This is a genomic window from Pseudarthrobacter sp. H2 (assembly GCF_050157045.1).
Lineage (GTDB): Bacteria > Actinomycetota > Actinomycetes > Actinomycetales > Micrococcaceae > Arthrobacter.
This window is the reverse complement of the sequence record NZ_CP189594.1, coordinates 4,304,130-4,328,458: the sequence shown is the minus strand read 5'-3', so window position 1 is coordinate 4,328,458 and position 24,329 is coordinate 4,304,130. Positions and strand designations below refer to the sequence as shown.

At 66.5% G+C, this 24,329-nt stretch carries 29 protein-coding genes and 3 pseudogenes; 13 read left to right on the top strand and 19 right to left on the bottom strand.

The window, feature by feature from the left end:
* Positions 1–31: 31 nt before the first annotated feature.
* The 5 genes from ACQCSZ_RS20130 to ACQCSZ_RS20110 all read right to left on the bottom strand — a co-directional run bounded on the left by ACQCSZ_RS20130 (position 32) and on the right by ACQCSZ_RS20110 (position 3,897).
* The gene (locus tag ACQCSZ_RS20130) at positions 32–940 is read right to left on the bottom strand and encodes an alpha/beta fold hydrolase (RefSeq protein WP_427005421.1); all 909 of its coding nucleotides are present in this window, start codon (positions 938–940) and stop codon (positions 32–34) included.
* The gene (locus ACQCSZ_RS20125) at positions 937–1,800 is read right to left on the bottom strand and encodes a fumarylacetoacetate hydrolase family protein (protein WP_427008399.1); all 864 of its coding nucleotides are present in this window, start codon (positions 1,798–1,800) and stop codon (positions 937–939) included. Before ACQCSZ_RS20125 ends, ACQCSZ_RS20130 begins: the two co-directional genes overlap by 4 nt.
* Before the next feature lie 150 nt (positions 1,801–1,950).
* Positions 1,951–2,559, bottom strand: coding sequence for a GntR family transcriptional regulator (locus ACQCSZ_RS20120; RefSeq protein ID WP_427005420.1), 609 nt, complete (start codon positions 2,557–2,559; stop codon positions 1,951–1,953).
* 69 nt (positions 2,560–2,628) lie between these two features.
* Positions 2,629–3,324: a TetR/AcrR family transcriptional regulator gene (locus ACQCSZ_RS20115; RefSeq protein ID WP_427005419.1), complete on the bottom strand. Its 696-nt coding sequence runs from the start codon at positions 3,322–3,324 to the stop codon at positions 2,629–2,631.
* A 123-nt stretch (positions 3,325–3,447) separates the two neighbouring features.
* The gene (locus ACQCSZ_RS20110; RefSeq protein WP_427005418.1) at positions 3,448–3,897 is read right to left on the bottom strand and encodes a hypothetical protein; all 450 of its coding nucleotides are present in this window, start codon (positions 3,895–3,897) and stop codon (positions 3,448–3,450) included.
* A 254-nt stretch (positions 3,898–4,151) separates the two neighbouring features.
* Between ACQCSZ_RS20110 and ACQCSZ_RS20105 the strand changes: the two genes are divergently transcribed.
* From ACQCSZ_RS20105 to ACQCSZ_RS20090, 4 genes and pseudogenes are all read left to right on the top strand, one after another.
* Complete coding sequence (locus ACQCSZ_RS20105) at positions 4,152–5,540, top strand: flavin monoamine oxidase family protein (RefSeq protein ID WP_427005417.1); 1,389 nt, start codon at positions 4,152–4,154, stop codon at positions 5,538–5,540.
* An 86-nt stretch (positions 5,541–5,626) separates the two neighbouring features.
* Positions 5,627–6,503 (top strand): annotated as a pseudogene (locus ACQCSZ_RS20100) (APC family permease); the annotation flags it as partial.
* 159 nt (positions 6,504–6,662) lie between these two features.
* Positions 6,663–7,298, top strand: a pseudogene (locus tag ACQCSZ_RS20095) (amino acid transporter); the annotation flags it as partial.
* 114 nt (positions 7,299–7,412) lie between these two features.
* Entirely contained in the window at positions 7,413–8,585 is a 1,173-nt protein-coding gene (locus tag ACQCSZ_RS20090) for an ATP-binding protein (protein ID WP_427005416.1), read from the top strand.
* A 66-nt stretch (positions 8,586–8,651) separates the two neighbouring features.
* Here ACQCSZ_RS20090 and ACQCSZ_RS20085 read toward each other — a convergent pair whose 3' ends face one another.
* The gene (locus ACQCSZ_RS20085) at positions 8,652–9,290 is read right to left on the bottom strand and encodes an NADPH-dependent F420 reductase (RefSeq protein WP_427005415.1); all 639 of its coding nucleotides are present in this window, start codon (positions 9,288–9,290) and stop codon (positions 8,652–8,654) included.
* 31 nt (positions 9,291–9,321) lie between these two features.
* Positions 9,322–9,918 carry a hypothetical protein gene (locus tag ACQCSZ_RS20080; protein ID WP_427005414.1) on the bottom strand — a complete coding sequence of 199 codons (597 nt, stop codon included), beginning with the start codon at positions 9,916–9,918 and terminating at the stop codon, positions 9,322–9,324.
* Positions 9,919–10,057: 139 nt separating this feature from the next.
* Between ACQCSZ_RS20080 and ACQCSZ_RS20075 the strand changes: the two genes are divergently transcribed.
* On the top strand, positions 10,058–10,435 hold the full coding sequence (locus ACQCSZ_RS20075; protein WP_211881211.1) for a VOC family protein: 378 nt from the start codon (positions 10,058–10,060) through the stop codon (positions 10,433–10,435).
* 148 nt (positions 10,436–10,583) lie between these two features.
* Here the strand turns inward: ACQCSZ_RS20075 and ACQCSZ_RS20070 are convergent, their stop codons facing one another.
* A complete protein-coding gene (locus tag ACQCSZ_RS20070) occupies positions 10,584–11,297 on the bottom strand; it encodes an SDR family oxidoreductase (protein WP_427005413.1) in 714 nt (237 codons plus the stop codon).
* Between the two features lie 13 nt (positions 11,298–11,310).
* Positions 11,311–12,384 (bottom strand): alkene reductase, encoded by a 1,074-nt coding sequence (locus ACQCSZ_RS20065; RefSeq protein ID WP_427005412.1) that lies wholly within the window; start codon positions 12,382–12,384, stop codon positions 11,311–11,313.
* 169 nt (positions 12,385–12,553) lie between these two features.
* Here ACQCSZ_RS20065 and ACQCSZ_RS20060 point away from each other — a divergent pair, with 169 nt between their 5' ends.
* Positions 12,554–13,156 carry a TetR/AcrR family transcriptional regulator gene (locus tag ACQCSZ_RS20060; RefSeq protein WP_427005411.1) on the top strand — a complete coding sequence of 201 codons (603 nt, stop codon included), beginning with the start codon at positions 12,554–12,556 and terminating at the stop codon, positions 13,154–13,156.
* Here the strand turns inward: ACQCSZ_RS20060 and ACQCSZ_RS20055 are convergent.
* Positions 13,140–13,349: a hypothetical protein gene (locus tag ACQCSZ_RS20055; protein ID WP_427005410.1), complete on the bottom strand. Its 210-nt coding sequence runs from the start codon at positions 13,347–13,349 to the stop codon at positions 13,140–13,142. The two genes, ACQCSZ_RS20060 and ACQCSZ_RS20055, sit on opposite strands and share 17 nt — an antisense overlap.
* On the opposite strand from ACQCSZ_RS20055, the gene ACQCSZ_RS20050 reads away from it, so the two are divergent.
* Genes ACQCSZ_RS20050 through ACQCSZ_RS20040 form a run of 3 tightly spaced genes read left to right on the top strand, consistent with a single transcriptional unit; the run spans position 13,279 to position 14,325 of the window.
* Complete coding sequence (locus ACQCSZ_RS20050) at positions 13,279–13,581, top strand: type I restriction-modification system subunit M N-terminal domain-containing protein (protein ID WP_427008398.1); 303 nt, start codon at positions 13,279–13,281, stop codon at positions 13,579–13,581. The genes ACQCSZ_RS20055 and ACQCSZ_RS20050 overlap by 71 nt on opposite strands.
* Positions 13,511–13,924, top strand: coding sequence for an HIRAN domain-containing protein (locus tag ACQCSZ_RS20045; RefSeq protein WP_427005409.1), 414 nt, complete (start codon positions 13,511–13,513; stop codon positions 13,922–13,924). The genes ACQCSZ_RS20050 and ACQCSZ_RS20045 overlap by 71 nt, the downstream gene beginning before the upstream one ends.
* Positions 13,906–14,325 carry a type I restriction-modification enzyme R subunit C-terminal domain-containing protein gene (locus ACQCSZ_RS20040; RefSeq protein ID WP_427005408.1) on the top strand — a complete coding sequence of 140 codons (420 nt, stop codon included), beginning with the start codon at positions 13,906–13,908 and terminating at the stop codon, positions 14,323–14,325. The genes ACQCSZ_RS20045 and ACQCSZ_RS20040 overlap by 19 nt, the downstream gene beginning before the upstream one ends.
* A gap of 21 nt (positions 14,326–14,346) precedes the next feature.
* Here ACQCSZ_RS20040 and ACQCSZ_RS20035 read toward each other — a convergent pair.
* Both ACQCSZ_RS20035 and ACQCSZ_RS20030 read right to left on the bottom strand, forming a co-directional pair.
* A pseudogene (locus tag ACQCSZ_RS20035) lies at positions 14,347–14,946 on the bottom strand (NADPH-dependent FMN reductase).
* Between the two features lie 141 nt (positions 14,947–15,087).
* The gene (locus ACQCSZ_RS20030) at positions 15,088–15,492 is read right to left on the bottom strand and encodes a DUF5997 family protein (protein ID WP_427005407.1); all 405 of its coding nucleotides are present in this window, start codon (positions 15,490–15,492) and stop codon (positions 15,088–15,090) included.
* Between the two features lie 100 nt (positions 15,493–15,592).
* Here ACQCSZ_RS20030 and ACQCSZ_RS20025 point away from each other — a divergent pair, with 100 nt between their 5' ends.
* A complete protein-coding gene (locus tag ACQCSZ_RS20025; RefSeq protein ID WP_427005406.1) occupies positions 15,593–16,357 on the top strand; it encodes a LysR family substrate-binding domain-containing protein in 765 nt (254 codons plus the stop codon).
* On the opposite strand, the gene ACQCSZ_RS20020 is transcribed toward ACQCSZ_RS20025, so the two are convergent.
* Positions 16,354–16,689: a hypothetical protein gene (locus tag ACQCSZ_RS20020; RefSeq protein WP_427005405.1), complete on the bottom strand. Its 336-nt coding sequence runs from the start codon at positions 16,687–16,689 to the stop codon at positions 16,354–16,356. The two genes, ACQCSZ_RS20025 and ACQCSZ_RS20020, sit on opposite strands and share 4 nt — an antisense overlap.
* Before the next feature lie 89 nt (positions 16,690–16,778).
* On the opposite strand from ACQCSZ_RS20020, the gene ACQCSZ_RS20015 reads away from it, so the two are divergent.
* Positions 16,779–17,291 (top strand): hypothetical protein, encoded by a 513-nt coding sequence (locus ACQCSZ_RS20015; RefSeq protein ID WP_427005404.1) that lies wholly within the window; start codon positions 16,779–16,781, stop codon positions 17,289–17,291.
* Position 17,292: 1 nt separating this feature from the next.
* Here the strand turns inward: ACQCSZ_RS20015 and ACQCSZ_RS20010 are convergent, their stop codons facing one another.
* Complete coding sequence (locus ACQCSZ_RS20010; RefSeq protein ID WP_427005403.1) at positions 17,293–17,511, bottom strand: three-helix bundle dimerization domain-containing protein; 219 nt, start codon at positions 17,509–17,511, stop codon at positions 17,293–17,295.
* 62 nt (positions 17,512–17,573) lie between these two features.
* Complete coding sequence (locus tag ACQCSZ_RS20005) at positions 17,574–17,741, bottom strand: hypothetical protein (protein WP_427005402.1); 168 nt, start codon at positions 17,739–17,741, stop codon at positions 17,574–17,576.
* A 222-nt stretch (positions 17,742–17,963) separates the two neighbouring features.
* On the opposite strand from ACQCSZ_RS20005, the gene ACQCSZ_RS20000 reads away from it, so the two are divergent.
* Entirely contained in the window at positions 17,964–18,425 is a 462-nt protein-coding gene (locus ACQCSZ_RS20000) for a MarR family winged helix-turn-helix transcriptional regulator (protein WP_427005401.1), read from the top strand.
* Entirely contained in the window at positions 18,422–19,705 is a 1,284-nt protein-coding gene (locus tag ACQCSZ_RS19995; RefSeq protein WP_427005400.1) for an MFS transporter, read from the top strand. Before ACQCSZ_RS20000 ends, ACQCSZ_RS19995 begins: the two co-directional genes overlap by 4 nt.
* 262 nt (positions 19,706–19,967) lie before the next feature.
* Here ACQCSZ_RS19995 and ACQCSZ_RS19990 read toward each other — a convergent pair whose 3' ends face one another.
* The 4 genes from ACQCSZ_RS19990 to ACQCSZ_RS19975 all read right to left on the bottom strand — a co-directional run bounded on the left by ACQCSZ_RS19990 (position 19,968) and on the right by ACQCSZ_RS19975 (position 24,302).
* A complete protein-coding gene (locus ACQCSZ_RS19990) occupies positions 19,968–21,362 on the bottom strand; it encodes an MFS transporter (RefSeq protein WP_427005399.1) in 1,395 nt (464 codons plus the stop codon).
* Between the two features lie 147 nt (positions 21,363–21,509).
* The gene (locus ACQCSZ_RS19985) at positions 21,510–22,754 is read right to left on the bottom strand and encodes an NAD(P)/FAD-dependent oxidoreductase (RefSeq protein ID WP_427005398.1); all 1,245 of its coding nucleotides are present in this window, start codon (positions 22,752–22,754) and stop codon (positions 21,510–21,512) included.
* A 10-nt stretch (positions 22,755–22,764) separates the two neighbouring features.
* Positions 22,765–23,091, bottom strand: coding sequence for a 2Fe-2S iron-sulfur cluster-binding protein (locus tag ACQCSZ_RS19980; protein ID WP_427005397.1), 327 nt, complete (start codon positions 23,089–23,091; stop codon positions 22,765–22,767).
* 14 nt (positions 23,092–23,105) lie between these two features.
* The gene (locus ACQCSZ_RS19975; RefSeq protein WP_427005396.1) at positions 23,106–24,302 is read right to left on the bottom strand and encodes a cytochrome P450; all 1,197 of its coding nucleotides are present in this window, start codon (positions 24,300–24,302) and stop codon (positions 23,106–23,108) included.
* Between the last annotated feature and the right edge of the window lie 27 nt (positions 24,303–24,329).

Below are 24,329 nucleotides of genomic sequence, written 5' to 3'. Positions count from 1 at the left end.
TTATCTTGAGAGGGAGACGGTGGAGCGGTTTTCAGGGGGTCTTGCGGATCTGCAGGGTGATGGCCTGCTGGCGGCGTGACTGGCAGCCGGGGCCGGCGTTGCTGCAGGCGCACGTTTTCTTTGCGCCCGGCGTGAGGGTGGTGCTGGTGAGGAAGTCGACGACGGCGGCGGTGACGAAGTCGGGTGCCTCCGGTACCGTCCAATGGCCGGTGCCCGGGGCGACCAGGAGTTCCGCCCTCCCCAGTTCTGACGCCATGGCCTCGTTGGAGGCCGGGGTGCTGACTTTGTCCTCGCTGCCGGTGAGGAGCAGGACCCTGGACCGGATGGCTGCCAGATCCGGGCTGGTCGCGGCGGCGAGGGCTTCGCAGGCCTGCGCGTAGGCTTCCGGGTCCTGGCCAAGGAGCAGCTCGCGGACGAACGGCCGGACCAGCGGGTTTCCGATCGCTGCCTGTTCGGCGGTGGCGGCCTGGGCGACGGTGTCGGCTACGGCTGCCATGCCCTGCTCCCGGACGAGCGCGGCCCGTGCCCGGGTGGCGTCCTTGGCGGCCTGGGTCTGTTCGCGGACCGGACCGAGCAGGACGACGTCCTCGACCAGGTCCGGCCGGGTCGATGCCAGCTGCTGGACGATGAGGGTTCCCATCGAGTGGGCCACAAGGTGGGCCCGTCCGGAGGCGGTCCGGGATTCGATGACCTGGGCCAGTTCGGCGGCCAGGGATTCCAGGGTCAGTTCCCCGGCCAGGGGTGAGCGGCCGTGGCCGTTGAAGTCGTAGCGGGTGACCCGGAACCGTTCGGCGAGGGAGGCGACGAGGGGTTCGAAGAAGCTTGTGGTGCCGCCCAGGCCGTGGACCAGGACAACGTCGGGGCCGGTGCCGGCGGTTTCGACGAAGAGCTGCTTCGTCCCGACGGCGCTCAGGCCTGCGGCAATGGTCGCGGTGCTCATCGTCCTTCTCCGATCCGGTTCCGCAGGGTGCCAAGCTTGCTGATGCTGATTTCGACGACGTCGCCGGTGGCCAGGAACCGCGGCGGTGTGAAGCCGATGCCGACGCCGACCGGGGTGCCGGTGGCGATGATGTCGCCGGGCTGGAGGGTGATGCCGGCGCTGATGGTTTCGATGATGGTGGGGATGTCGAAGATCAGGTCCGCGGTGGTTGCCTTCTGCCGGGTTTCGCCGTTGACGGTGCAGAGCAGGTCCAGCGGACCGTCCCCGACCTCGTCGCGGGTGACGGCCCAGGGGCCCATCGGGGCATGGGTGTCCAGGCTCTTGCCCAGGAACCACTGCTTGTGGTCTTTCTGCAGGTCCCGGGCGGTGACGTCGTTGATGATCGTGTAGCCCCAGACGCGGTCCAGCGCATCGGCCTGGCTGATGCCGCGCCCGCCGGTGCCGATGATGACTCCGAGTTCGGCTTCGTAGTCGAGTTCGGAGGTGACGCCGGTGTGAGGGTCGATGTCGGCGCCGGTGCCGATGACGGTGGAGGGGGCCTTGGTGAACACGACCGGGTAGTCCGGCTGGGCGGTGGCGCTGGCGGTGGCGTCGTAGCCGGAGTTGGCGAATTCCTTGGCGTGTTCGACGTAGTTGCGTCCCACGCAGAAGATGTTGCGGCGGGGGAGCGGGATCGGGGCGAGCAGCTCGACGTCGGCGATGTTGATCGCCGGCCCGGTGGAGGCGGCGAGCTGCGCGGCGGCTTCGTCCCAGGTTTCGATCAGTGAAATCAGGTCCTGGGAGCCGGGAACGGGGGTGACCGTCGAAGCGTCCTCGCTGAGGACTCCGGTCTGCTGGATGCCCCGGTGGCGGAAAGTCACGAGTTTCAAAAGATCTCCTTGATCGATTATCGATAATTGATAGGACAGGCTATACACAGGGGTGATCGGGGTCACAAGGGGTTTTCCGGAATCTATCCGCGGGCCGGATCTGGTCCCGCGGCAGCGGGCCTACTCCTGGGGGAGGATGGACTACTCGTGCTGGTGCTCGACGACGAGCTTCGTGCAGAGGTCCGGGGTGCCGGTCTCGAACGCTTCCAGGATCGGCACGTGGGCTTCGGCCGCGGCGTGCAGGTCAACGTGGCCGCGGACGACGGTGGCCATGGTCCGGGCCTCGACGTAGAGCGAATCCCAGATTTCCATCATGAGCCGGTTCCCGGTGGCGGCGATGACGGCGCGGTGGAAGTCCGTGCTGTATTTGGCGAGGCCGTGGGCGTCGTTTGTTTCGGCGGCTTCGCGCATGCCGGCCAGGGCATCGCGCAGCGGTGACGGATCGGCGTGCAGGGCGGGGTAGGCGTGGGCGGCCGCTGTTCCTTCCAGCGCGAGGCGGACAAAATAGACCTCGGCCAGATCATCATGGGAGGCGGCGCGGACGAAGGTCCCGCGGCGGGGGATGCTTTCAACCAGCCTGGTGGAGGACAGCTCCCGCAGCGCTTCGCGCACGGGGGCCTGGCTGACGCCGAACTCCCGGGCGAGCTGGAGCTCCACGAGGCGGGTGCCGGGCGGGTAGGTGCCGTCAACGACCCTGTCGACGATGGTCCGCTTGACCTTTTCCGAGAGGCTTTCGTTCTCAAATGCCATCGCCGCCGCCATGCCCACAGTCTTTCACAATGTTTCGCCTCGACGCCGCGGCGCCCGGCTGCGCGGGAGTCAGCCGGGGCGCCGCAGAGCCCCGAAAGCCGAAATCAACGCCTCCAGGCCCAGGCTGAAGGCGGCGTCGGCCGGCTTTTCGAAGCCCTGCCGGGCGAGGCTCTCGACGGCGGCGGTGAAGTTCGGCGTCGATTCCGCCATGCTGCCCGAATCGAAGATGTCCGCCGGCGCGGTGACGTCGTAGGCCGAGCCGAAAATGAAGGACTCCAGCGCCACGATGGCCGAGACGATGCGCTCCTGCGGGATGCCGGCCCTGCTGAAGCCGGCGCTGACGGCCTCGTACATGGCCAGGGTCTTCGGAGCGTCCGTCACCGGCAGCACGGCGATGACCGGAATCAGCGGGGTGTGCTTGGAGAAGACATCCCGGTAGCTCCAGGCCCAGTCCCGGACGGCCTGGTCCCACGGCTCGGTGTCGAACGATGACACATCCACGAACGAGGTCAGGTGGTCCTGGACGAGGACCAGCACCTCGCGCTTGGAGGAGACATGGTTGTAAAGGGCCGACGGCGCGACGTTCAGGGCGCGGGCCAGCGCGGCCATGGTGAACCCCTCGTAGCCGCCCTTCCGGACCACCTGGAGGGCGGCGGCGGTGATGCCGTCCTGGTCCAGCACGGCGGCCGGCGGACGGCCCGCCCGGCGGCGGGGCCTAGTGTCCGCGGGGTGCTGATCTGCTGGGGCGCTCGTGGCTGCCGGCATTCCTGGCCTTTCTGCTGGGTATCCCAAGGATTATTCCATTGTGCGCTTGCTGCGGTGTGTGCTTCCGTCGTTATCTTCCACGTGCGAGGTGTCCGGTCCGGCCGCGCTAATGCGCCGCAGGGATCAGGTCGACCGCTCCCAGCAGTCGTCTGCGGCTTGAAGAAATCTCCGTCTGCGGGTCCGTTCCCCGAACAGCGGGTAGCTGGCTGGACTTCCCAAGGGGCCGGAAGCCTCATTGCCTGGAGCGAAGGTGATGGCTATCAGAACCGCTATCGCGGGTACTGATGCGAACGTGAACAGGGAGAGAATCAGCCCGTAAGTGCGCCCGGGTGCCTGTCCGGTCCGGGTCCGGATCCGAAAGCCGCCCAGATATGTTCCCAGCGTGGTTCCGCGGACATAGAGCGTCCAGTTGGCTGCCACCGCGGCCAGTACGGTCCCCGCAGCGAGCGGAAGCTGGTGTCCGGGAGCCAGAAAGAAAACAGAGGCGGCCGGGACCCAGACGAGGAGCGAATCGACAAGAAGCGCGAACAGGAACGAGGGCCAGTTCACTGTCAGGAGGTCCGGGGCATCCACGCAGTGATTCTTCCACGCGACGGCCGATAATCCCTCAAACCCGGAAAGGCCGGAGCGGCGAGGCCATCGGAGGCCGTAAGCGGATGACCTGGCAGGAGGGGCCGGGCGCGGATGATCTTGAAGTCATGACCCGCGGCGTGCACTTCTTTACGTGAGGGGTCTTCCCTCTTCCGCAGCGAGCCGCTATAGTCGTTCCTAAATGAATGGCATTCATTTAGTGGTTCGCATCACTCCGCGGCCACAGAGAGGACATCATGCTGGAACTTGACCGCGACGTCGTCATCGTCGGAGCCGGCCCCGCCGGGTTGACCGCAGCCCGGGAACTGAAGAAGGCCGGACTGAGCGTGGCCGTACTGGAGGCCCGCGACCGCGTCGGCGGCCGCACCTGGACCGACACCATCGACGGCGCCATGCTCGAAATCGGCGGCCAGTGGGTCTCGCCGGACCAGACCGAACTGCTGGCGCTGCTGGACGAGCTCGGCCTGCAGACCTACTCCCGCTACCGTGAGGGGAAGTCCGTCTACCTCGGAGCGGACGGCCAGCGCACCCTGTACACCGGGGAATCCTTCCCGGTCAGCGAAACTACCGCGGCCGAGATGGACAAGCTCACCGCCCTGCTGGACGCCCTGGCCGCCGAGATCGGCGCCACCGAGCCGTGGGCCCACCCGAAGGCCCGCGAGCTGGACACCGTCTCCTTCCACCACTGGCTGCGCGAGAACTCCCCGGACGAGGAGGCCTGCAACAACATCGGCCTCTTCATCGCCGGCGGCATGCTCACCAAGCCCGCCCACGCCTTCTCCGCCCTGCAGGCGGTGCTGATGGCGGCCTCCGCCGGATCCTTCACCCACCTGACCGATGAGGACTTCATCCTCGACAAGCGGGTGATCGGCGGGATGCAGCAGGTGTCCCTGCTGCAGGCCGCCGAGCTGGGCGACGAAGTCGTGCTCAACAGCCCGGTCCGCACGATCAACTGGGAGCCGACCGCCGAAGGCGGCCACCGGGTGACCGCGGTTTCGGAGCGGGCCACCGTGAACGCGCGCTTCGTGATCATGGCCGTGCCGCCGAACCTGTACTCCCGGGTTTCCTTCAACCCGCCGCTGCCCCGCCGCCAGCACCAGATGCACCAGCACCAGTCACTCGGCCTGGTCATCAAGGTCCACGCCGTCTACAGCTCGCCGTTCTGGCGTGAGGACGGACTGTCCGGAACCTGCTTCGGTGCCGGCGCCCTGGTCCAGGAGGTCTACGACAACACCAACCATGAGGATCCGCGCGGCACTCTGGTCGGCTTCATCTCGGATGAGAAGGCTGACGCGGTGTTCGAGCTCAACGCAGGGGACCGGCGCCGCGCCGTCCTCGAATCGATCGCAGGCTTCCTCGGCGAAAAGGCCCTGACGCCCGAGGTCTACTACGAGTCCGACTGGGGCGCCGAGGAATGGACCCGCGGCGCCTACGCCTCCAGCTACGACCTCGGCGGCCTGCACCGCTACGGCAAGGACCAGCACACCCCGGTAGGCCCCATCTACTGGTCCTCCTCCGACCTGGCAGCCGAGGGCTACCAGCATGTCGACGGCGCCGTGCGGATGGGGCGCCGGACGGCGGCCCGCATCGTGGCTGCGGCGGACCGCACGCCCGCGGCGGTCTGAGCACGCTGCCGGTGATGGTCGCCGCCGGCCACTACCCACATGCCAATCCATTCAACGTCGAATGACTCCCCAGGAGGGGCAACCGCATGACTGCTGCAACAGAAAAGGCACAACCGTCGCACAAGACGCTGAGCGACAAAGGACTGAAAGCCGGGTCGGTGGGGCTGATCGGCGCCGTCGTCATCGGCGTGTCCTGCATCGCCCCGGCCTACACGCTCACGGCGGCCCTGGGCCCCACCGTGTCCGAAGTCGGCGTGCACCTGCCGGCGATCTTCCTCGTGGGCTTCATCCCCATGCTCCTCGTGGCGCTCGGCTACCGCGAACTCAACAACGCCATGCCCGACGCCGGGACCTCCTTCACGTGGGCCTCCCGGGCGTTCGGACCGTGGATCGGCTGGATGGGCGGCTGGGGCCTGATCGCGGCAACCATCATCGTGCTCTCCAACCTGGCGGCAGTCGCCGTCGACTTCTTCTACCTCATGCTGGCGCAGCTCTTTGGCAATCCGGACCTTGCTGACCTGAGCAAGATCCTGCCGCTCAACATCGCCACGACGCTGGTGTTCATTGCGCTGGCCTGCTGGATCTCCTACCGCGGCATGGAAACGACCAAGGGCGTGCAGTACGTGCTGGTGGCCTTCCAGCTGCTGGTCCTGGGCTGGTTTGCCGTGGCCGCGTTCAGCCACGTCGCCAACGGAACGGCCTTTGACGCCACCGCAATCTCGCCCGACTGGTTCAACCCGTTCGCCGTCGGCTCCTTCTCCGCCTTCGCGGCGGGCGTGTCACTGTCCATCTTCATCTACTGGGGCTGGGACGTCACCCTGACCATGAACGAGGAGACGAAGAACCCGGAGAAGACGCCGGGCCGCGCCGCCACCGTCACGGTGCTGGTCATTGTGGTCATCTACATGACCGTGGCGCTGGCCACCCTGTCCTTCGCCGGCGTCGGCGACACCGGGGGGGGCCCCCCCCCCCCCCCCCCCCCCCCCCCCCCCCCCCCCCCCCCCCCCCCCCCCCCCCCCCCCCCCCCCCCCCCCCCCCCCCCCCCCCCCCCCCCCCCCCCCCCCCCCCCCCCCCCCCCCCCCCCCCCCCCCCCCCCCCCCCCCCCCCCCCCCCCCGCCGGGCGGAAACCCGGAAAACCAGGGCAGCATCTTCGCCGTCCTCGCCGGACCCGTGATGGGCCCGTTCGCCATCCTGATGTCCCTGGCCATCCTGAGCAGCTCCGCCGCCTCGCTGCAGTCCACCTTTGTCTCCCCGGCCCGGACACTCCTGGCCATGGGCCACTACCAGGCGCTGCCGCACAAGTTCGGCAGGATCAGCCCCACGTACAAGTCCCCGAGCTACGCGACGATCGCGGCTGCCGTGGCCGCCGCGGCGTTCTACGTCATTACCCGGACCACGTCCGAGAACGCCCTGTGGGACACCATCACCGCCCTGGGCATGATGATCTGCTTCTACTACGGCGTCACCGCCCTTGCCTGCGTCTGGTTCTTCCGCGCCCAGGCCTTCAGCGGAGCGCACTCGTTCTTCTTCAAGTTCCTCGCCCCCTTGCTGGGCGGCGTGATCCTGCTGGTGATGTTCTTCAAGACCGCCTACGACTCGATGGACCCCGAGTACGGCTCCGGATCATCCATCGGCGGCCTGGGCCTGGTGTTCATCCTGGGCATGGGCGTGATCCTGCTGGGCGTGGTGCTCATGCTCGTGATGTCCAGGCTCCGGCCCGGGTTCTTCAAGGGCCAGGTCCTGGCCCGGGGAATTTGAGCGCGCGGCCCTCGCGTCCCGCAGAAGCGGGAAGGTTCCCCTCCCGCCGCCTCGCAACATAGCAACTTATATCCAAGTATAGTTTTTTTCATATAACCCAATATAATTTGATATATGCACCTCGAACTGAACCCATACAACCCTGGATCCGGCCTTCCTCCGAAGGTGATGGGCGGCCGCCAGCCAGAAATCGACGCATTCGACCTTCTCGTGGCCCGCACCAAACGTGGGCTGCCGAACCGAGGAATGGTTCTCTCAGGCCTGCGGGGCGTCGGCAAAACGGTGCTGCTGAATTATCTGCGCGCCCATGCTGACAACCAGGGCTGGTTCACGATTTGGATGGAAGGCAAGCCGGAGGCCCAGAGCTTCACCGAGGTCCGCGAAAAGTTTGCCCGGGAACTGACAACGGCGGCACGCAGGTATGGTGGAGCGCGGCCCGGGGAGCGGTTCAAGCAGGCCATAGGAACGATCCGGTCTTTCAACCTCTCGCTGGGCGTGACTGGCCTGACAGCCGATGTTGGGTTCAAGACCGGACGGGCGGACTCCGGACAGATAGACATTGATCTCGAAGAGCTCGTGGAGGATATCTCCAGTTCCCTGCAGGGAGACAGGAGCGGGTTCGGGATCTTCATTGACGAAATGCAGGATCTGGATCCCGCTCTGCTCACCGCACTGATCTCCGTGCAGCACGTGGCGGGACAACGTGGCTGGCCCTTCTATATCATCGGGGCCGGCCTCCCCAATCTGCCGACGACGCTGAGTGCAGCCCGGACATATGCCGAGAGGCTCTTCGACTACCGAATCATCGGGCCTCTGGATCAGCCAGCGGCCGAGTATGCATTCGGCAGGCCCGCCCAGGAGATGGGGGCGGCCTACGAACCCGGCGCCCTTGCAAAAGTCGTTGAAGCGTCCGGCAGGTACCCGTACTTCATTCAGGAATTCGGCAAAGCAATTTGGGAGGTGGCTCCGGAAACCCCCTTCACGGACGCCGACGCGGACCTGGCCATAGAGGTTGGGCGGGGGCAACTCGATGCCGGATTCTTCCCGTCCCGGTGGGGCCGGGCGACAAAGAAGGAAAAGGGCTATCTGCGCGCCATGGCCCAGGACGGCGATGACGGATCGAGCACGAGCCAGGTCGCGGAACGGCTAGGGGTCAAGCTCAACGGCCTCGGCCCAACGCGTGCGCAACTGATCAGCAAGGGACTCATCTATTCACCCGAATACGGAAAAGTGGCATTCACTGTGCCAGGGATGTCTGGTTTCATCCAGCGACAACACGATCAGTGACCCGACAATCGTTTTCTCCTCCCCAGATCCAGGCGGAGAACAGCCATATTGGACCGGTCCTGCCGGCTAGTCGATGACCTTCAGGCCCGTGCCCCAGTTGAAGTTCTCATAGGCAGGGTTGGCCTGCAGCGCCATGATCAGGAGCATGAATCCCTCCAGTTCCCGCGCGTGGTGCAGCCCGCCGACCTTCAGCGGCCGCAGCCCGGCAGCGGCAGCGAACGCCGCCACCTCATTGCCGGCCGTTTCGGAGTCGGTGGCAATGAAGACATCCAGCGGCATCCCGCCCGTGGAGCCCGCGGCAAGGGGGCCTGCAAACGTGGTGTTGAACGCCTTCACCACGCGGGCTCCCGGAAGCAGTTTGGCGATCTCCTCGGCGGCGGACGTGCCGGATTCGACGACGAGCGAGTCAAAGGTCTCCGTATTGATGGGATTGCCGATGTCGATCACCGTCTTGCCGCTCAGGGTGTCCCCGTAATGCGTGGCAACTTCCTTGGCCGGACCGAAGTAGAGGGCCAGCACCACAATGTCGCCGTCGGGGATGTCGCCGAGCCCCCCGGACGTGGTGGTGCCGCCAATCTCCGCCGCGAGCCTGGCGGCGTTCTCCGGGCTCCGGTCCAGGATCTGGACCTTGCGGCCGGCCGACACGGCACGCGTGCCGATCGCCCGGGCCATGTTTCCGCTGCCGATGATGGTGATGTCTGTCATGGTGCTTCCTTCCGGGAAATGGTGGAGAGATTCAGCTCAATAGGGAAGCATCCAGATCCATACCGGCCGCGCGTTCGGCCTCGTTCAGGGCCTGTTCCAGCCGCCGGACCGCGGGTCCGTAGCCGGCGTCGTTTCCGTCCCGGAGCCGCTCGGCCGCCTTCATCGCCTTGATGAGGGCGGCCGTTTCCGGCTGGCGCGGATCGCTCATGGCCGGGAAGTCGATCCGGTAGGCGGGGTCGAGCTCGTAGCGCTGCCACCGGGCCAGCACCCTCCGGTGGAGGGCGGCGGCGGCTTCATTGGCGGACACCGTTTCCCGGCAGGCGCGGCGGACCTCCTGGCTGCGCAACAGCACAGGTGTCCACCGGTAGGCGGCGACGCCGGTCCCCGCCGCGAGGAGTCCGAGCATCAGCCCGGCCCACGGCGCGGCGAGGGAGGGGAGGATCACGGCCGGGGCAACGACGGCGAGTCCCGCGAAACCGTCCCAGAACACCGCGTCCGGCAGCCCGGCGTCGGCGTTCCGGTGTTTCCGGGCCAGATAGGCGGAGCCGGCCACCGCGGCAACGACCAGACCGGCCAGGGCGAGCAGCTGCCAGATCCCGAGCGGGGAGGATCCTGATTGAGTCGGCATTCCAACACACCTCCAGGGAACGCTTACAGGGAACGGGCCCGGGCGGGCCTGGTTCCGCTAGTTCCATTGGAATCCACGGGGCGCGGGCCGTCAATGGCGTTCGCGGCGCGCGCAGCCCGGGCGTAGTAGCCTTGGCCCCATGCGATTGAAAATGTGCAGCATCCACGTCCGGGAGCCTGCCGCGGCCCATGAGTTCTACACCGGAATCCTGGGTTTTGAGACCCTGATGGCGCTGCCGGAGCAGAACCTGTATATCGTCAAGGACCCGGCCGGGGCGGGCTCCGTGGGGCTCCTGCTGGAGCCCAGCGAGAACCCGATCGGTGCCGCCTACATGAACGGACTTCACGACGCCGGGATGCCCGCGATCGTGCTGGGCGTTCCGGACGTCCGGGCCGAGTATGAGCGGCTCACGGCCAAGGGTGTCATGTTCCAGGGCGAACCGTCGGAGGGTCCCGGAGGGATCTCAGCGGTGCTCGACGACGGCTGCGGCAACTTCGTGCAGCTGCACCAGGACTGAGCTGTTCGTGAGCCGGGGACCCGGCGCACCGCGTCGGCCCTGGCCTGCTTCCGGGCCAACGCCCGTCGCAGGCGGCGATGCAGCTTCGACGGGCCCGGGGCGCCGTGGTCATGCTTGTGTCATGACCACGGCGACATCAGGGTGTCGTTTACGCGCTCGTCGTCGCCAGCTGCGGGTAGACCGCTTCGATGGGTGCGCTGAGTCCGGCCTTGAGGTTCACGGAAGCCTCGTCGGCGAGGACCTCGTATTCGCCGGCTTCGACGGCGTTGAACACGGAGCGTACGAGATCCGCGGGGTCCGTTTTGGGGCCGGTGTGGTGCGCGGCCATGGCCGTGTCGACATAGCCGACGTGCACGCCGATCACGTGGACGCCTGCGGGGGCGAGCTCCAGGCGCAGCGAGTTGGTTGCCGACCATAGGGCTGCTTTGGTGGCGCTGTAGATGCCGGAGGTGGCGTACCAGCTCAATGCGGAGTGGATGTCGATGATCACTGACTCGTCTTTCGCCGCCAGGACTGGTGCGAAGGCGCGGGCCAGGAACAGCGGGCCGAGGAAGTTGGTCTCGACGTTGGCACGGATTTCCTCGTCGGTGTGGGTGAGGATGCCCGGGCTGGACACGGACGCGCCGGCGTTGTTGATCAGCACTGTCACGTCCCCGGCGGCCTCGACTGCCGCACGGATGGAGTCAGGGTCGGTGATATCGAGGGTGAGCGGGACGACGCGCTCATCGTCCCAGGTTCTGGGGTTGCGGGCGGTGGCGTAGACCTTGCTCGCGCCGCGGGCCAGGGCTTCGCGGACGAAGTGGGTTCCGATGCCACCGTTTGCGCCGGTGACGAGGACGATTGCTCCGTTGAGGGTAGGCATGATGACGCTCTTTCTAGTTTGCCAGGGTGGGATAGTCGATGTATCCGGTTTCGCCGCCGCCGTAGATGGTGGCCGGGTCCAGTTCATTCAGTGGGGCCCCGGTACGCAGGCGATCGACGATGTCGGGGTTGGCCAGCGCGAAACGGCCCAACGGGGCAATGTCTGCAAGGCCGGCGTCGATGTCGTCGGAGATCTGCTCGCGGGTCCGTTCGTAGCGGACCACCAGCACCGCCGTGGGCCACACGTCCCGGAAGGACCGCAGCAGTTCGTCGTCGCCGACGTGGTGCAGGTGCAGATAGGCCAGGTTCAGGGCCGCAAGCTCACCGACCAGGTGCCGGTATTGGATGCGCACGCTCCCGGTGTCGCCCTCGTCGATGCCGCCCAGCGGCATGGCCGGGGAGAGCCGGATACCGACGCGGTCCGCTCCGATCTCATCGGCGATGGCCTGGGCGACCTCGATGACGAACCGGGACCGGTTCTCTACCGACCCGCCGTAGGAGTCGGTGCGGTGGTTGGCGTTGGGGGAGAGGAACTGGTGCAGCAGGTATCCGTTGGCGCCGTGGATCTCGACCCCATCGGCGCCGGCGGCGATCGCGCACGCTGCCGCGTGGCGGAACTCGGCGACCGTGGCCTGGATGTCCTCAGCGCTCATCTCGCGCGGGACCGGGGTCTTCTGCAGCCCGGTCGCCGTCGGGATGTCCTTGCCGCTGGCAATCGCCGACGGCGCCACCGGCTGACGGTGGTGCGGCGTATTGTCCGGGTGCGACGTCCGGCCCGCGTGCATCAGTTGGATAAACAGGGAGCCTCCGCCCGCGTGCACGGCGTCGGCGACTTTCCGCCAGCCCTCAATATGCTCCGGCGTGTAGATCCCGGGGGTATTGAGGTAGCCCTGTCCGTCCTCTGAAGGCTGGGTGCCTTCCGTGATGACAAGACCCAGGGAAGCGCGCTGCCCGTAGTAGGTTGCCGTGTGATCGCCGGGAGTACCGTCAGGGTTGGCCCGGTTGCGGGTCATGGGTGCCAGCGCCAGCCGGTGCCGAAAATCCAGGCGGCCGAGCGTGAATGGTTGCCAGAGAGAAGATGAGGTCATGGGGATGGTGATCCTTTCCAACGGTCGGTCATGAGTGTCACGGCTGCCGGCGAGAGCGCTAGCTGTTTCGAGTTGCCGTGGGATAATGAACGCAGGCACATGTGAGCCCACGCAGTAGTGACCCTACTCATAACTGAGTATGGTCAGATTATATTCCGAAGGACGTGTTATGCCAGTCGCCCCTCAGCCGGTCGGACGACGTGAGCGGAACAAACAGGCCAAACTCGACCGCATCACGGCCGCTGCTCGCGAGCTTTTCGCCGAGCACGGCATTGATGAGGTCACCACCCAGCAGATCGCCGATAGGGCCGACATTGGCACCGGGACACTGTTCCTTTACGCCAAGTCAAAAGGCGAATTGCTGCTGCTCGTGCAGAACTCCGGCTACGCTGACGCGCTCGTCAGGGGCAAAGCTGCAGCGGGGGCGATACCTGATGTGCTCGAAGCGGTGATGGCGATCGTCCGCCCGGTTGTCGAATGCAACCGCACCCAGATCGAGAACGGCCGGACATACCTGCGGGAGATCGTCTTTGGCGATCCCGAGGAACCCCATCACCGCGACGCCCTCCACCTAACTTTTCAGACCGAAGAAGCGATCACCGTCGGATTGCGACGGGACCGACGCATAGAGCCCGCCGACGCTGCCGCGCTTGCGCATGTCGTCTCCGCGATTATGTTCCTCAGCATGGCGGCCACGACTAACGTCGCCAGTACCGTTGACGAGATCCTCCGTGAGATCAGGGACCAGGTCCAAGTTATCCTGCCGCGCTGATCGCCGGGGCTACGGAGCGGTCGGACGCGACGATGGCTTCGATGTCGCCGTTGTCCAGATCGGTGCGCCGTTCTTCGGCGCAAAGCGTCGCCCCTGCCACTAAGCTCGATCTGTGATTTGAAATAAAGTCCCAAGTCGACAAGGTCTGGAATACGTTCTGGAGCGGCGGCATCTCCAACCCGCTGGAGATCATCGAGCAGATCACCTATCTGCTTTTCCTGAAGAGGCTGGACGAGCGCCACACGCTGCAGGAGAAGAAGGCCAATCTGCTGGCCAGCCGATGGAGGACGCCGTCTTCCCGGCCGGCAATGATCCGAAGGGCCGACCGGCTGCAGCGGCTTGAGCTGTCCGAGGATGCGGCACCGTTCGAAATCCTGGGGCACTCCTTCGGAAAGCGGGTTGCGGACACCTACGAGTTTCTTTGATGAGCCGGAAATAGACCTGGTCAAGGGAACCCTGACGTTTGTCGTACCGGTCCACGGGGTTCGGTACATGACATCCGCGGCGCACGAGTACGTCGATCGATCTCTCACGAAGGGGGATCAGTTGGATGCTGTCGCTGAAACCGGGAACGCCGCTGACTCCCGTGCAGTTGGGCTCTGGGCCGGCGGCCACAAGATCGGGTTTGTCCCCGCTCCTGTGCTGGACTACGTAGGCATGCTCGGCAAATCCGGAACATACTCGGCGCGCGTCGTGCGCCGGAATCCGAAATCGGAGGGCTCCCACACCCGGGTGGTCACGCAATTGGTGTGGCGCCAGTTGCCCTAGTCACCCACCTCGAGAACCGGCAGCTGACCGATCAGGACCTTGAGGAGCTGGGGCGGATCCTGGCGCAGAGCGGAGTGGGCAGGCCCGTGGACCTGGAGCGGGCGGGGACGGAGGGCCTTGGCCTGTTTGTGCGCTCCCTGGTGGGCCTGGACCGGGAAGCCGTGGAAGAAGCCCTCGCGGAATTCATTTCCGACACCGCGCTCACCGCGTCCCAGCTGGACTTCCTCCAGTTGCTCGTCAACCAGCTCACTGAGAACGGCGTGGTCAAGCCCGACGCCCTGTTCAAATCGCCCTACAGCGAACTCGCCCCCAGCGGGCCGGACGAGCTTTTCGGCGAGGAGCGCGCGGTCCGGCTCATCCGCACGCTCCGGGCAATCGAAAATAGCGCCCGCGTGGGGTAGGCCGGGCCCCTAGTCAGCGGTTCATTTGTCCTTGTCCGGGTGCTCGTCGCCGATATGGCCGGGCGCATTGGCGGCCATGACCCGCTCCACGAAGGAGCCGTACTCCTCCATGTAGTGGCGCAGCAACTGAGCCGTGGTTTCGTCTTTGACGTCGCCGTCCTCGCCGTAGACCTCCGGAACGAAGCGGATGTACGCTTCCGGCGCGTTGAGCTGGGGAGCTCAGGAAGCTCAGGAAGCTTCGGAACGAGGACTGCATGACGGCGGTGCCGATGCCGCAGGGGGAGGCGCCGATGATCCCGGTGGGCTTGCGGGCGAAGGAGTTGGTGCCCCAGGGGCGGGATCCCCAGTCGATGGCGTTCTTGAGCGCTCCTGGGATGGAGCGGTTGTACTCGGGAGAGACGAACAGGATGCCGTCCGAGGCGGACACCGCGTCCTTGAGGGCCTGCCCTTCGGGCGGATAGGCGGCATCAAAATCCGGGTTGTACAACGGCAGGTCCTTGATGGGAATTTCGGTGAACTCCAGCTCCGCCGGTGCAAGCCGGATCAGGGCCTTGGACAGGGTCCGGTTGATGGAACTACTCGAAAGGCTCCCGACAAAATATATCCGATCTTGAAGGCCATGGCCTGATTCCTTCCCGATGCTCCGCCGGTCGCTGGTGGACTGAGAAATGAAGATGGGGATCGGGCCGGCGGTCCCGACTCCCGCGAGCATAGTCCTGCGTCCGCGGGATAAAAATAGGGGCCGGATAAGAAAGGCCGCCGCTATTCAGCCTGGGCGCGGGCCTTCCTGGCGTCCGCCTTCGCGGCCTCATCCTTGACCCGCTGGGCTTCGGCGCGGACGGCTGCGTGGGTGGAGCGCTCGGCCACCAGCCACGCCGGGGGAGCCTGCAGCAGCGCGGTGATTTCCGCCGTCGTAAGCGCCTCTTCGACGCCGCCGCGGGCCAGCCCGCTGATCGAGACGTTCAGCTTCTGCGCCACCACGGGGCGGGGGTGGGGGCCGTTGCGGCGGAGTTCGGCGAGCCACTCCGGCGGGTTGGCCTGGAGCTCGGCGAAATCGGCGCGGGAGATGACCGAATCCTGGAACTCCTGGGGTGTTGCGGGCAGGTAGATGCCAAGCTTCTTGGCAACGGTGGCCGGCTTCATGGACTGGGAGTTTTCAGAGGTCATGCTTCAAGGGTATCCGGCGAGCCGCCCGCAGGGCACCAGAGAGGCACCAGACAGGCACCAGACAGGCGCCCGGTCCCGGCACTGACGGTACTGTGAACTTGTGTCCGCTGAAGATGAATCACCCCAGAACGCCTCCCCGTCCGAGCCCTCCGAGTCATCCGCGCCTTCCGCGCCGGAAGCGCGGCAGCTGCGGTTCGCGTACGTCGCCGGCGTGACCCCCGGCAAATGGATCCGGCGCTGGGAAGAGCGGATGCCTGATGTTCCGCTGCGCTCCTTCATGTCCGACGACGGCGCCCAGCTGAGCGTGTTGCGCGACGGCGCCGCGGATCTGAGCTTCGTCCGCCTGCCGGTGGAGCGCGAAGGCCTGAGCGTCATTACCCTCTATGAGGAACAGCCCGTGGTGGTTGCGCCCAAGGGGCACGAGATTTCCTTGTTCGAGGAAGTGGCCCTGGCGGACCTGTCCAGGGAGACCTTCCTGGACGTGCAGGAGCTCGGCGGCCCCGAGACGGCCCTGCAGGTGGTGGCCTCCGGCGCCGGCCTGGTGATCCTGCCGATGTCCGTGGCGCGCCACTTCAATATCAAGGACACCGTGGCGCGCAAGCTCACGGGTGCGCCCGCAACGGAGATCGCACTGGCGTGGCCCAGCGAGGCCACGGACGAAGTGATCGAGGAGTTCATCGGAATTGTCCGCGGGCGCACCGCGGCAAGCTCCCGCCAGCCCTCCGCCCAGCAGGAGAAGCCCAAAAAGGAGCCGAAGCCGGACCGGCGCGGGACGGGCGTCAAGAAACCCAAGGTGGCCCAGCGCTACGCGCCCAACCCGGACAAGGGACGCGGCAAGGGATCGCGGAAGAAGGGCAAGCGCTAGGCTGCGCAGGCGTCCCTGAGCGACTTCACAGCGTCCGCCGGAACCTGGTCGCCCGAGGCTGCGATCTGCCGCAGCGGCGTGGTGATGTCGGAAGGAACCCCGGCCGTCTCCGCTCCGGCGGCAAGGCCGCCGAGCAGCTCCTTGTCCTTGATGCTGACGATGCCGTCTTCAGCCAGCGCGCAGGCCTGCTGCTTGATCTGGTCCGCGGCCGCGCCGGCAACCTTTGATGCGGCATCGCTGGCGGCACTCTGCGCTGCTTCCTGCACCTGGCCGCAGCCGGTCAGCATCACCAGGAGCGATGCGGCGGACAGGGCGGCGAAGGTTGCTTTCATGGTCCCAGCCTAGTTCCTGCGGGGCGCTTCGCTCCGCCGATTACTGGTAGCCGGCAATAAAGTGAACACATCGCGCGTACTATCGGGCTATGCAGAACCCTGACCAAGGGGAGTTGAAGCGTCGGCTGGAGTTGCTCGCGCCATTCCTTCGGGACCTCGGGTCGCGGATCCTTGAAAGCTACGCCAAGGCCGGAATACTCACTGCCATCCCCGACAACGCCTTCCCCGTCTCGGACGCCCGCTTCACCCGCAAAGCCGAGGGCTATGCTTACCATCCACACGGCCCGGTGTATTTCAACATCACCCGGGAGGGGGAGCTGGAACTCGCCGGCCAGGACGCCGGAGTCCCTCTCACGGAAGCCCTGAGTGCGTACGTGCGGTTGGCGCGACACGACGAGCTTGAGGACATCGGGCCAGATGACGGAGCTACAGAGTGGTTTCCGCCACCGCGCTTTCTTCTGGACACGGCCACGTCCCGGCTCCAGATCGCAGCGGTTGCCCGAATGAAGCGGTCGAATTCCCGTACCCGCTTCATACCGCTGGAGCAATACTTGGACGAACAGGCGCGGCTGTTTGTCGAAGGCTTCCTGGCTGTGCGCTGAGCTAACTGTCGAGGGAGCCGCCGTTGAACTCACGATGGAGTCGGTTCCGGGCACTGTGCTCGACCAAAGTGGGTATGAACGTTCGAATGCGGCCACGGTCCAGGGAGTCGTACTCTTCCCCGACGATGCCTGCGATAAGCGTTCGAGGGGCATCCGGGTAGCGGACCGCCAGCCGGTCAACTACGCGCCTCACGATGGGTTCCCTGGCTTCATCGCTCACCAGCCCAGTGTGTGCCAGGCGGTTCCCTGCGTCAAGGAAAGCAGGGTCCGCGGGTGCGGCCCCTACCGGGGGATCCGCCGGCCGCCGGAGCGTTTCAGGATGAACAGCAGGACGGCTATCACTACGAGGATGGGGGCTACCCACAGGAGAAATGCGACAGCCTTGACCATGGCGCCGATAATGAGGGCGAGAAGGGCAAGGACGCCCGCGGTCCAGATCAATCCCCTCATGATTTCCCGGCCTTCCCGCATCCGATCCTGGTAGTTAGCGGATCGTACCTCCGGCACGCCGGCCTTACAAGGCTTCGTTCAACGGGACACTGGTCCCAGGATTCTTCCGGCTGCACCTGTTCACCCAGCGAGCTGCTCAGGGCTGGACAGTCGCCAAAAAATGGTTAGCATTGCTAATAAGCGATGCTAACCATATTGACGTCCGAAAACCGGGAAGAAATAATGACCCTTGAAGCCCATCCCGAGGAGCCCGGCGAGCCTGCTGATATCCAGCCGGATGTCCTCGCGGTCGACCTGCGGATTGCCGTCATGCGCACGTCCCGCCGGCTGCGCAGCGAGGCCAGCGGGGATATCGTTTCGCCCGGACAGTATGCAGTGCTGGCCGATCTTAGCGGCGGGCCCCGGACACTGCGTGAACTGGCGGACCGGGAGAACGTGCAGGCGCCGTCGATGACCCGGATTGTCAACGCCCTGACCAGCCAGGGGCTGGTGACCCGCTCACCGCATCCCGACGACGGGCGCCAGGTCCTGGCCCGCATCACTCCGGCGGGTGAGGCTGTGCTGGACGAAGCCCGCAGCCACCGCACGGCCTGGCTGGCCCAACGGGTTGCCGTCCTCAGCGAGGAGGACCGCCGCACGCTCAGCCGGGCCGCCCACCTGATGCAGGAACTGAGCGCCCGATGAACGCGACCTTCCGGGCCCTGGGGATCCGGAACTACCGGTTGTGGGTTGGCGGGGCCCTCGTGTCCAACATCGGCACCTGGATGCAGCGGATGGCGCAGGACTGGCTGGTGCTGACGGTCCTCACGGACCATTCCGGCACCGCCGTCGGCATCACCACGGGCCTGCAGTTCCTGCCGATCCTGTTCCTGGGCCCCTACGCGGGGGTGCTGGCGGACCGGCACCGGAAGCGGGTGATCCTGCTCTGGACCCAGACGGCCATGGGCCTGTGCGCCCTGTTGCTGGGGCTGCTGGTGCTGGCCGGCTCGGCGCAGCTGTGGCAGGTCTACGCCATTGCCCTTGCCCTGGGCCTGGCCAGCGCCTTCGACGCACCGGCCCGGCAGGCCTTTGTCTCCGAAGTGGTCGGACCGGACGACGTGTCCAACGCCGTCGCCCTCAACGCCGCCTCTTTCAACATGGCCCGGCTCGCGGGACCGGGTATCGCGGGCCTGCTGATCGCCTGGACCGGCACCGGTCCGGTGTTCCTGCTCAATGCCGCCAGCTTTGCCGCCGTCATCGTGTCCCTGTGGCGGATGCGTATCTCCGAGCTGTTCCCGACGGTCCCGGCGCTCCGCGGCAAACACCAGGTCGTCGAGGGCTTCCGGTATGTCCGTGCCCGTCCCGACCTGATGCTGATTCTGGCCCTGGTGGGGCTGGTGGGAACGTTCGGCATGAACTTCCAGGTCACCAACGCGCTGATGGCCACCGCCGTGTTCGGCAAGGGCCCGGAGGAGTACGGGCTCCTGGGTTCGATCATGGCGGTCGGGACACTGGCCGCGACCCTGCTCGCCGCCCGCCGGCAGGGACCGCTGCTGCGCTTGCTGCTGGGCGGTGCCATCGGGATGGGCTTCTTCACCCTCGTGGCCAGCGTGGCGCCCTCATACTGGTTGTACGCGGCAGCCCTGATTCTGGTCGGCCTCACCTCGCTGACGTTCCTGACCAGCTGCAATACGAGCATCCAGCTCTCCGTGGAACCGCAGTTCCGCGGACGGGTACTGGCCCTGTATATGGGCGTCCTGCAGGGCGGGACGGCCCTCGGGGCGCCCCTGGTCGGCTGGATCGGGACCGAGTTCGGGGCCCGCTGGTCGGTGGCTGCCGGCGGCATCGTGGTGCTGCTGGCCGGCCTGTGCGCCCTCGTTCTCGTCAGCCGGCGCAGCGGGCTGACCATGCGGGACCAGGCGCGGAGGATTTCCTTCAGGATCCCGTCCCGCAGCGGCCGCGGGGCAGCCGGGCCGCGCCCGTAGTCCGGCACCGCGCCGGCACTCCGTCCGCGGCCTCTGAGCCCGAACGGACACTTGGGGCCCCGAATCCGCTGATTTTGGGGCCTCAAGTGTCCGTTCGCGCCGCCCCGGCGAGCGGTCCGCGCTGGCCGGTGAGGGCAGCACCGGCCAGCGCGCCTTGATCTCCTGGACACCTATGCCGGGCAGGAGGGCTCCGGGGAAGGCCGGGGGGCGTCCGGGCTTGAGTTGCACCCGGACGCTCCCTGTACTCCCGCGGACCGCTGGATCAGACTCTGGCGCTGTCGCCGGTGCGGGCGGGGGTGCGCTTGTCGAAGATGGTGGCGCCGACTTCCTGCTCGGCCTGGTTGTTGATGCCCAGGTCGATGCCCTTGCGTTCACGGATCACCAGCACGGCGCCCGTCGAAACCAGGGCGACGATCAGCAGGTAGACGGAAACGGACACGGTGGTGCCGGTGGCCTGGACGAGGGCGGTGGCAATCATCGGGGCGAAGGCGCCGCCGATGATCGCGCCCAGGGCGTAGGAGATCGCGACGCCGGAGAACCGGATGGAGGCCGGAAACAGTTCGCTGTAGACGGCGGCCTGCGGGCCGTAGGTCAGGCCGAGTCCAACGGTGAACATGGCGAGGCCCAGGAACAGCGCCCAGATGTTGCCGGTGTTAACCAGCCAGAACAGCGGGAAGACTGTGACGATCAGGCAGCCGTAGCCGATGAGGTAGGTCTTTTTGCGGCCGATGCTGTCGGCGAGGAAGCCGGCAACCAGTGTGAAGATGAACCAGAGGGCAGCGGAAGCGGTTACGGCGAGGAGCACCGCGGTGCGGTCCATCGCCAGTCCCTTGGGGTTGGTGGCGTAACTGAGGATGTATCCGCCCGTAGTCATGTAGCCGGCAGCGTTGTTGCCCGCAAAGACCAGCGCGGCGATGATGACCAGCAGCCAGTGCTTCTTGAACAACTCCACGATCGGGACGCGGCTCTGCTGCTTCTTCTGTGCGATTTCCTCAAAGACCGGGCTCTCGTCCACGCTGCGGCGGACAATGAAGCCGACGATGATCAGGACGAAGCTGAGCAGGAACGGGATCCGCCAGCCCCACTCGGCGAAGGCCGCGCCGGGCGAGATCACGCCGGACATCAGGGCCAGCACGCCGGAGGCAAGGAGCATGCCCAGGGGGACACCCAGCTGCGGGAAGGAGCCGAACAGGCCGCGCTTGGAACGGGGTGCATGCTCGACGGCCATCAGTACGGCGCCGCCCCATTCGCCACCGGCGGAAATACCCTGCATGATGCGCAGCAGCAGCAACAGGATGGGCGCGGCAATGCCTGCCGTCTCGTAGGTGGGCAGCACACCGATCAGGGTTGTGGCAGCGCCCATCATGATCAGCGTGATGACCAGTATCGCGCGGCGTCCCAGCCGGTCACCGAAGTGTCCGGCCAGGAACGCGCCCAGGGGCCGGAACAAGAAGCTGAGACCGACCGAAGCGAAGGAAATCAGGATGGCGATGTCGTTCCCGGCCGGTTCGAAGAAAAGCTTGGCGAAGACCAGGCCGGCAGCGTTGGCGTAGATGAAGAAGTCGTACCACTCGATGGTGGTCCCGACAATGGTGGCAAACGCTACCCGGCGGTGATCCTGTGCCGTAGTGCGCTGCCCATGGGACAGAGTGCTCATAGTGTTCCTTATTTCTTTCGGCCACGTCAGCGTGGCCAGTAAGGGCGGATTTCTGGGCGGTCCGAGCGGGCTATCACTTTGTCATACACGAAATCGTATACGATGCCCTAGTGTAGCTGTGATTCAGGTCATGTCAAATAAAAAGTCCTACGTCAAGGCGGGGACTGCCCGGGAAGAGGCCTTGAAATCAAAGTCGGGATTCACTGCGTCCTGGCGGGAAATTGAGCGGCCCTGGCCCAGGAGCCGCCGCGCCGCCATGTGGTCGGCCGGCTGGTTGACGGACTCGACGGCGGCAAGCTCGCCGTTCCGGTAGCAGAAAACGGAGAACCTGCCGGAGGCCGGGTCGCCGCGAAGGACCGTCTCGTCCCCGTGCTGGCCCAGCCCGGCAATCTGCAGTTTAAGCGGGCCCTGCTGGGACCAGAACCAGGGCAGTCCGGCGTAGCCTTCGCTGCGGCCGAGGATGGACCTGGCCGTGTGCCGGGCCTGATCGGTGGCGTTCTGGATGGACTCGAGGCGCGTACGCGCCCCGGTGTGGTGGCTGGGATAGCTGGCGCAGTCCCCGAGAGCGAAGACGGCCGGGTCTGCCGTGCGCATGCCCGCGTCCACGATGATCCCGTTGTCCACGGCGAGACCGGCCGAGGCGGCCAGTTCGGTCCGCGGGACGACGCCGATACCCACCAGGACCAGATCGGCCGGGTAGACCCGCCCCGTGGTGCTGACGGCCCCGCACACCCGCCCGTCACGCCCTTCGAAGGCAGCGATCCCTTCACCGAACCTGAGTTTCACGCCGGTCCGCGCATGGGCCCCGGCAAAAAAGGCGGACATCACAGGGGAGAGGGCGCGGGCCATGGGACGGTCGGCGGATTCCAGGACCGTCACGTCCAGGCCCCGCTGCCTGGCAGCCGCCGCGAATTCCATGCCGATGAATCCGGCGCCGATCACCACCACGGAGCGGGCCCCGTCCAGGCCGGCGTGGAGGGCCTCGGCATCGGAAAGCGTACGCAGCCCGTGGATGCCGCCCACCGTGCTGCCGGGCACGTTCAGTTCGCGGTTGGCCGCTCCGGTGGCAAGCACCAGGGTGGAGTACGCCAGGCGGGACCCGTCGTCGAGCGCCACCGTGCGGGAGTCCCGGTCAACGGCGGTGGCGCAGACGCCCAGGCGGGAGTCGACGTCGTTGTCTGCGAAGAATTTTCCTGCCCTCAAGGGCAGCGGCTGCGGTGCCTTGCCGGCCGCCATGTAGTCCTTCGAGAGGGGAGGGCGCTGGTAGGGGGCGTGGGGCTCCTCGCCGATGACGGTGATGGGCCCGGCGTGGCCTTCGACGCGCAGCGAGTCCGCGAGCTGGATGCCGGCGTGGCCGTTGCCGACGATGACGATGTTGTTCATGTTCTCCATGGCGCCTGCCTCAGACCTGGCTGCCGGGGACGTCGACTTCGAGGTCTCCGACGCCGCCGCCGAGGGTCACCTGGCAGCCCAGGCGGCTGCGCGCCGCATCCCGGGGATCGACGGTGCAGTCCAGCATTTCGTCCTCGTCGTCGCCGATGGCGGGCAGTCCGGCGAGGTATTCGGGCCGGACGTAGACGTGGCAGGTGGCGCACATGGCCTGTCCGCCGCATTCGCCGACGATGCCGGCCACGCCGTTGGCGACCGCGGCCCGCATGATGGAGGTTCCGGGGTCCACGTTGAGGACGTCGACGGCGCCGCCGGCGTGGTGGAAGCTGATTTTGGTCATGATGTCGGTTCTTTCTACTGGTCCCAGGTGACGGGAAGGGCGGTCATGCCGCGGAAGACCCAGCCGGCGTCGACCGCCTGCCGCGAGGGGTCCAGCCGCAGGTTCGGCAGCGTGTTGAAAAGCCGGGGGAGGGCCACGCCCGCCACCGAAGCGCGGGCGACCCAGGTGCCGGCACAAAAATGGTTGCCGCCGCCGAAGGCCAGGTGCGGCTTCTTCTCGCGGTTGATGTCGAAGCGGTCCGGATCGGCGAAGACCTTCGGGTCCCGGTTCGCGGCGCCGATGACGACGCCGAGCCGCGCCCCCTGGGGCAGCCGGATGCCTTCCAGGACCGTGTCCCTGGTGGTTTCGCGGGGGTACATGCCGATCGGCGCGACCCAGCGGACGGCTTCCTCGAAGGCGACGGCGAACCGGGCCTGATCGGCTTTCACCTGCTCCAGCTGGGCCGGGTTGCCCAGCAGCGCCCAGACGGCGACGCCGATGACGTCCCGGGGCTCGTTCAGGCCGCCGCCGATGGTCATCTTCATGTTGGCGCGGATGGCCTCCAGCGGAATCGGCATGGAGGCCAAGCCCGAGAGCAGGCTGCCGTCCGGGTTTCTGAGCAGGTAGGGCAGGACCTCGTCAATGGCGTCGTCGACCTCGTCGTAGGACTTCTTCGAGGCGGCCCATACGTCCGGGTCGTCGGCGTAGTTGCCCGTGCCGTTGATCATGGTCTGGGACCAGCGCTGCATGTCCTCCTGGCTGGCGTTGTGGAAGCCCATGATCAGCCGCAGGTTTTCGGCGGCGTAGGGTGCGGCGTACTCGCTGATCAGGTCCGCGCCCGGGCCCGCAGCCTGGAGGCGGGCAAGGAACGCCTCGCTGTTCCGTTCGAAGATCGCGTTCCATGTTTCCTTGATGGCCTTCGGGCGCAGCACGGAACCGTAGGATTTGCGGTCGACGTCGTGCTCCGGATCGTCCTTGCGCAGCATGGAATGGCCCATGGCCCGCTTCATCAGCGAACCGGTCTCGTTGGCCGAGAACGTTTCCTGGTCATTTTCGATGAGGTGGCAGGACTCGTAGCTGGTCACCATGTAGCGGCCGACGTCCGGCACCCAGTGCACAGGGGCCTCGTCGCGCATCCTGCGATAAATGGGGAACGGGTCGGTGTGGAGGTCCGCCAGGGTGACCCAGTCCGCCGTCGGGGCAGGCCTGGCCGTGGTTGTCTCGAGGGTCATTGTCGACTCCTGTCAGGGATGGATTTC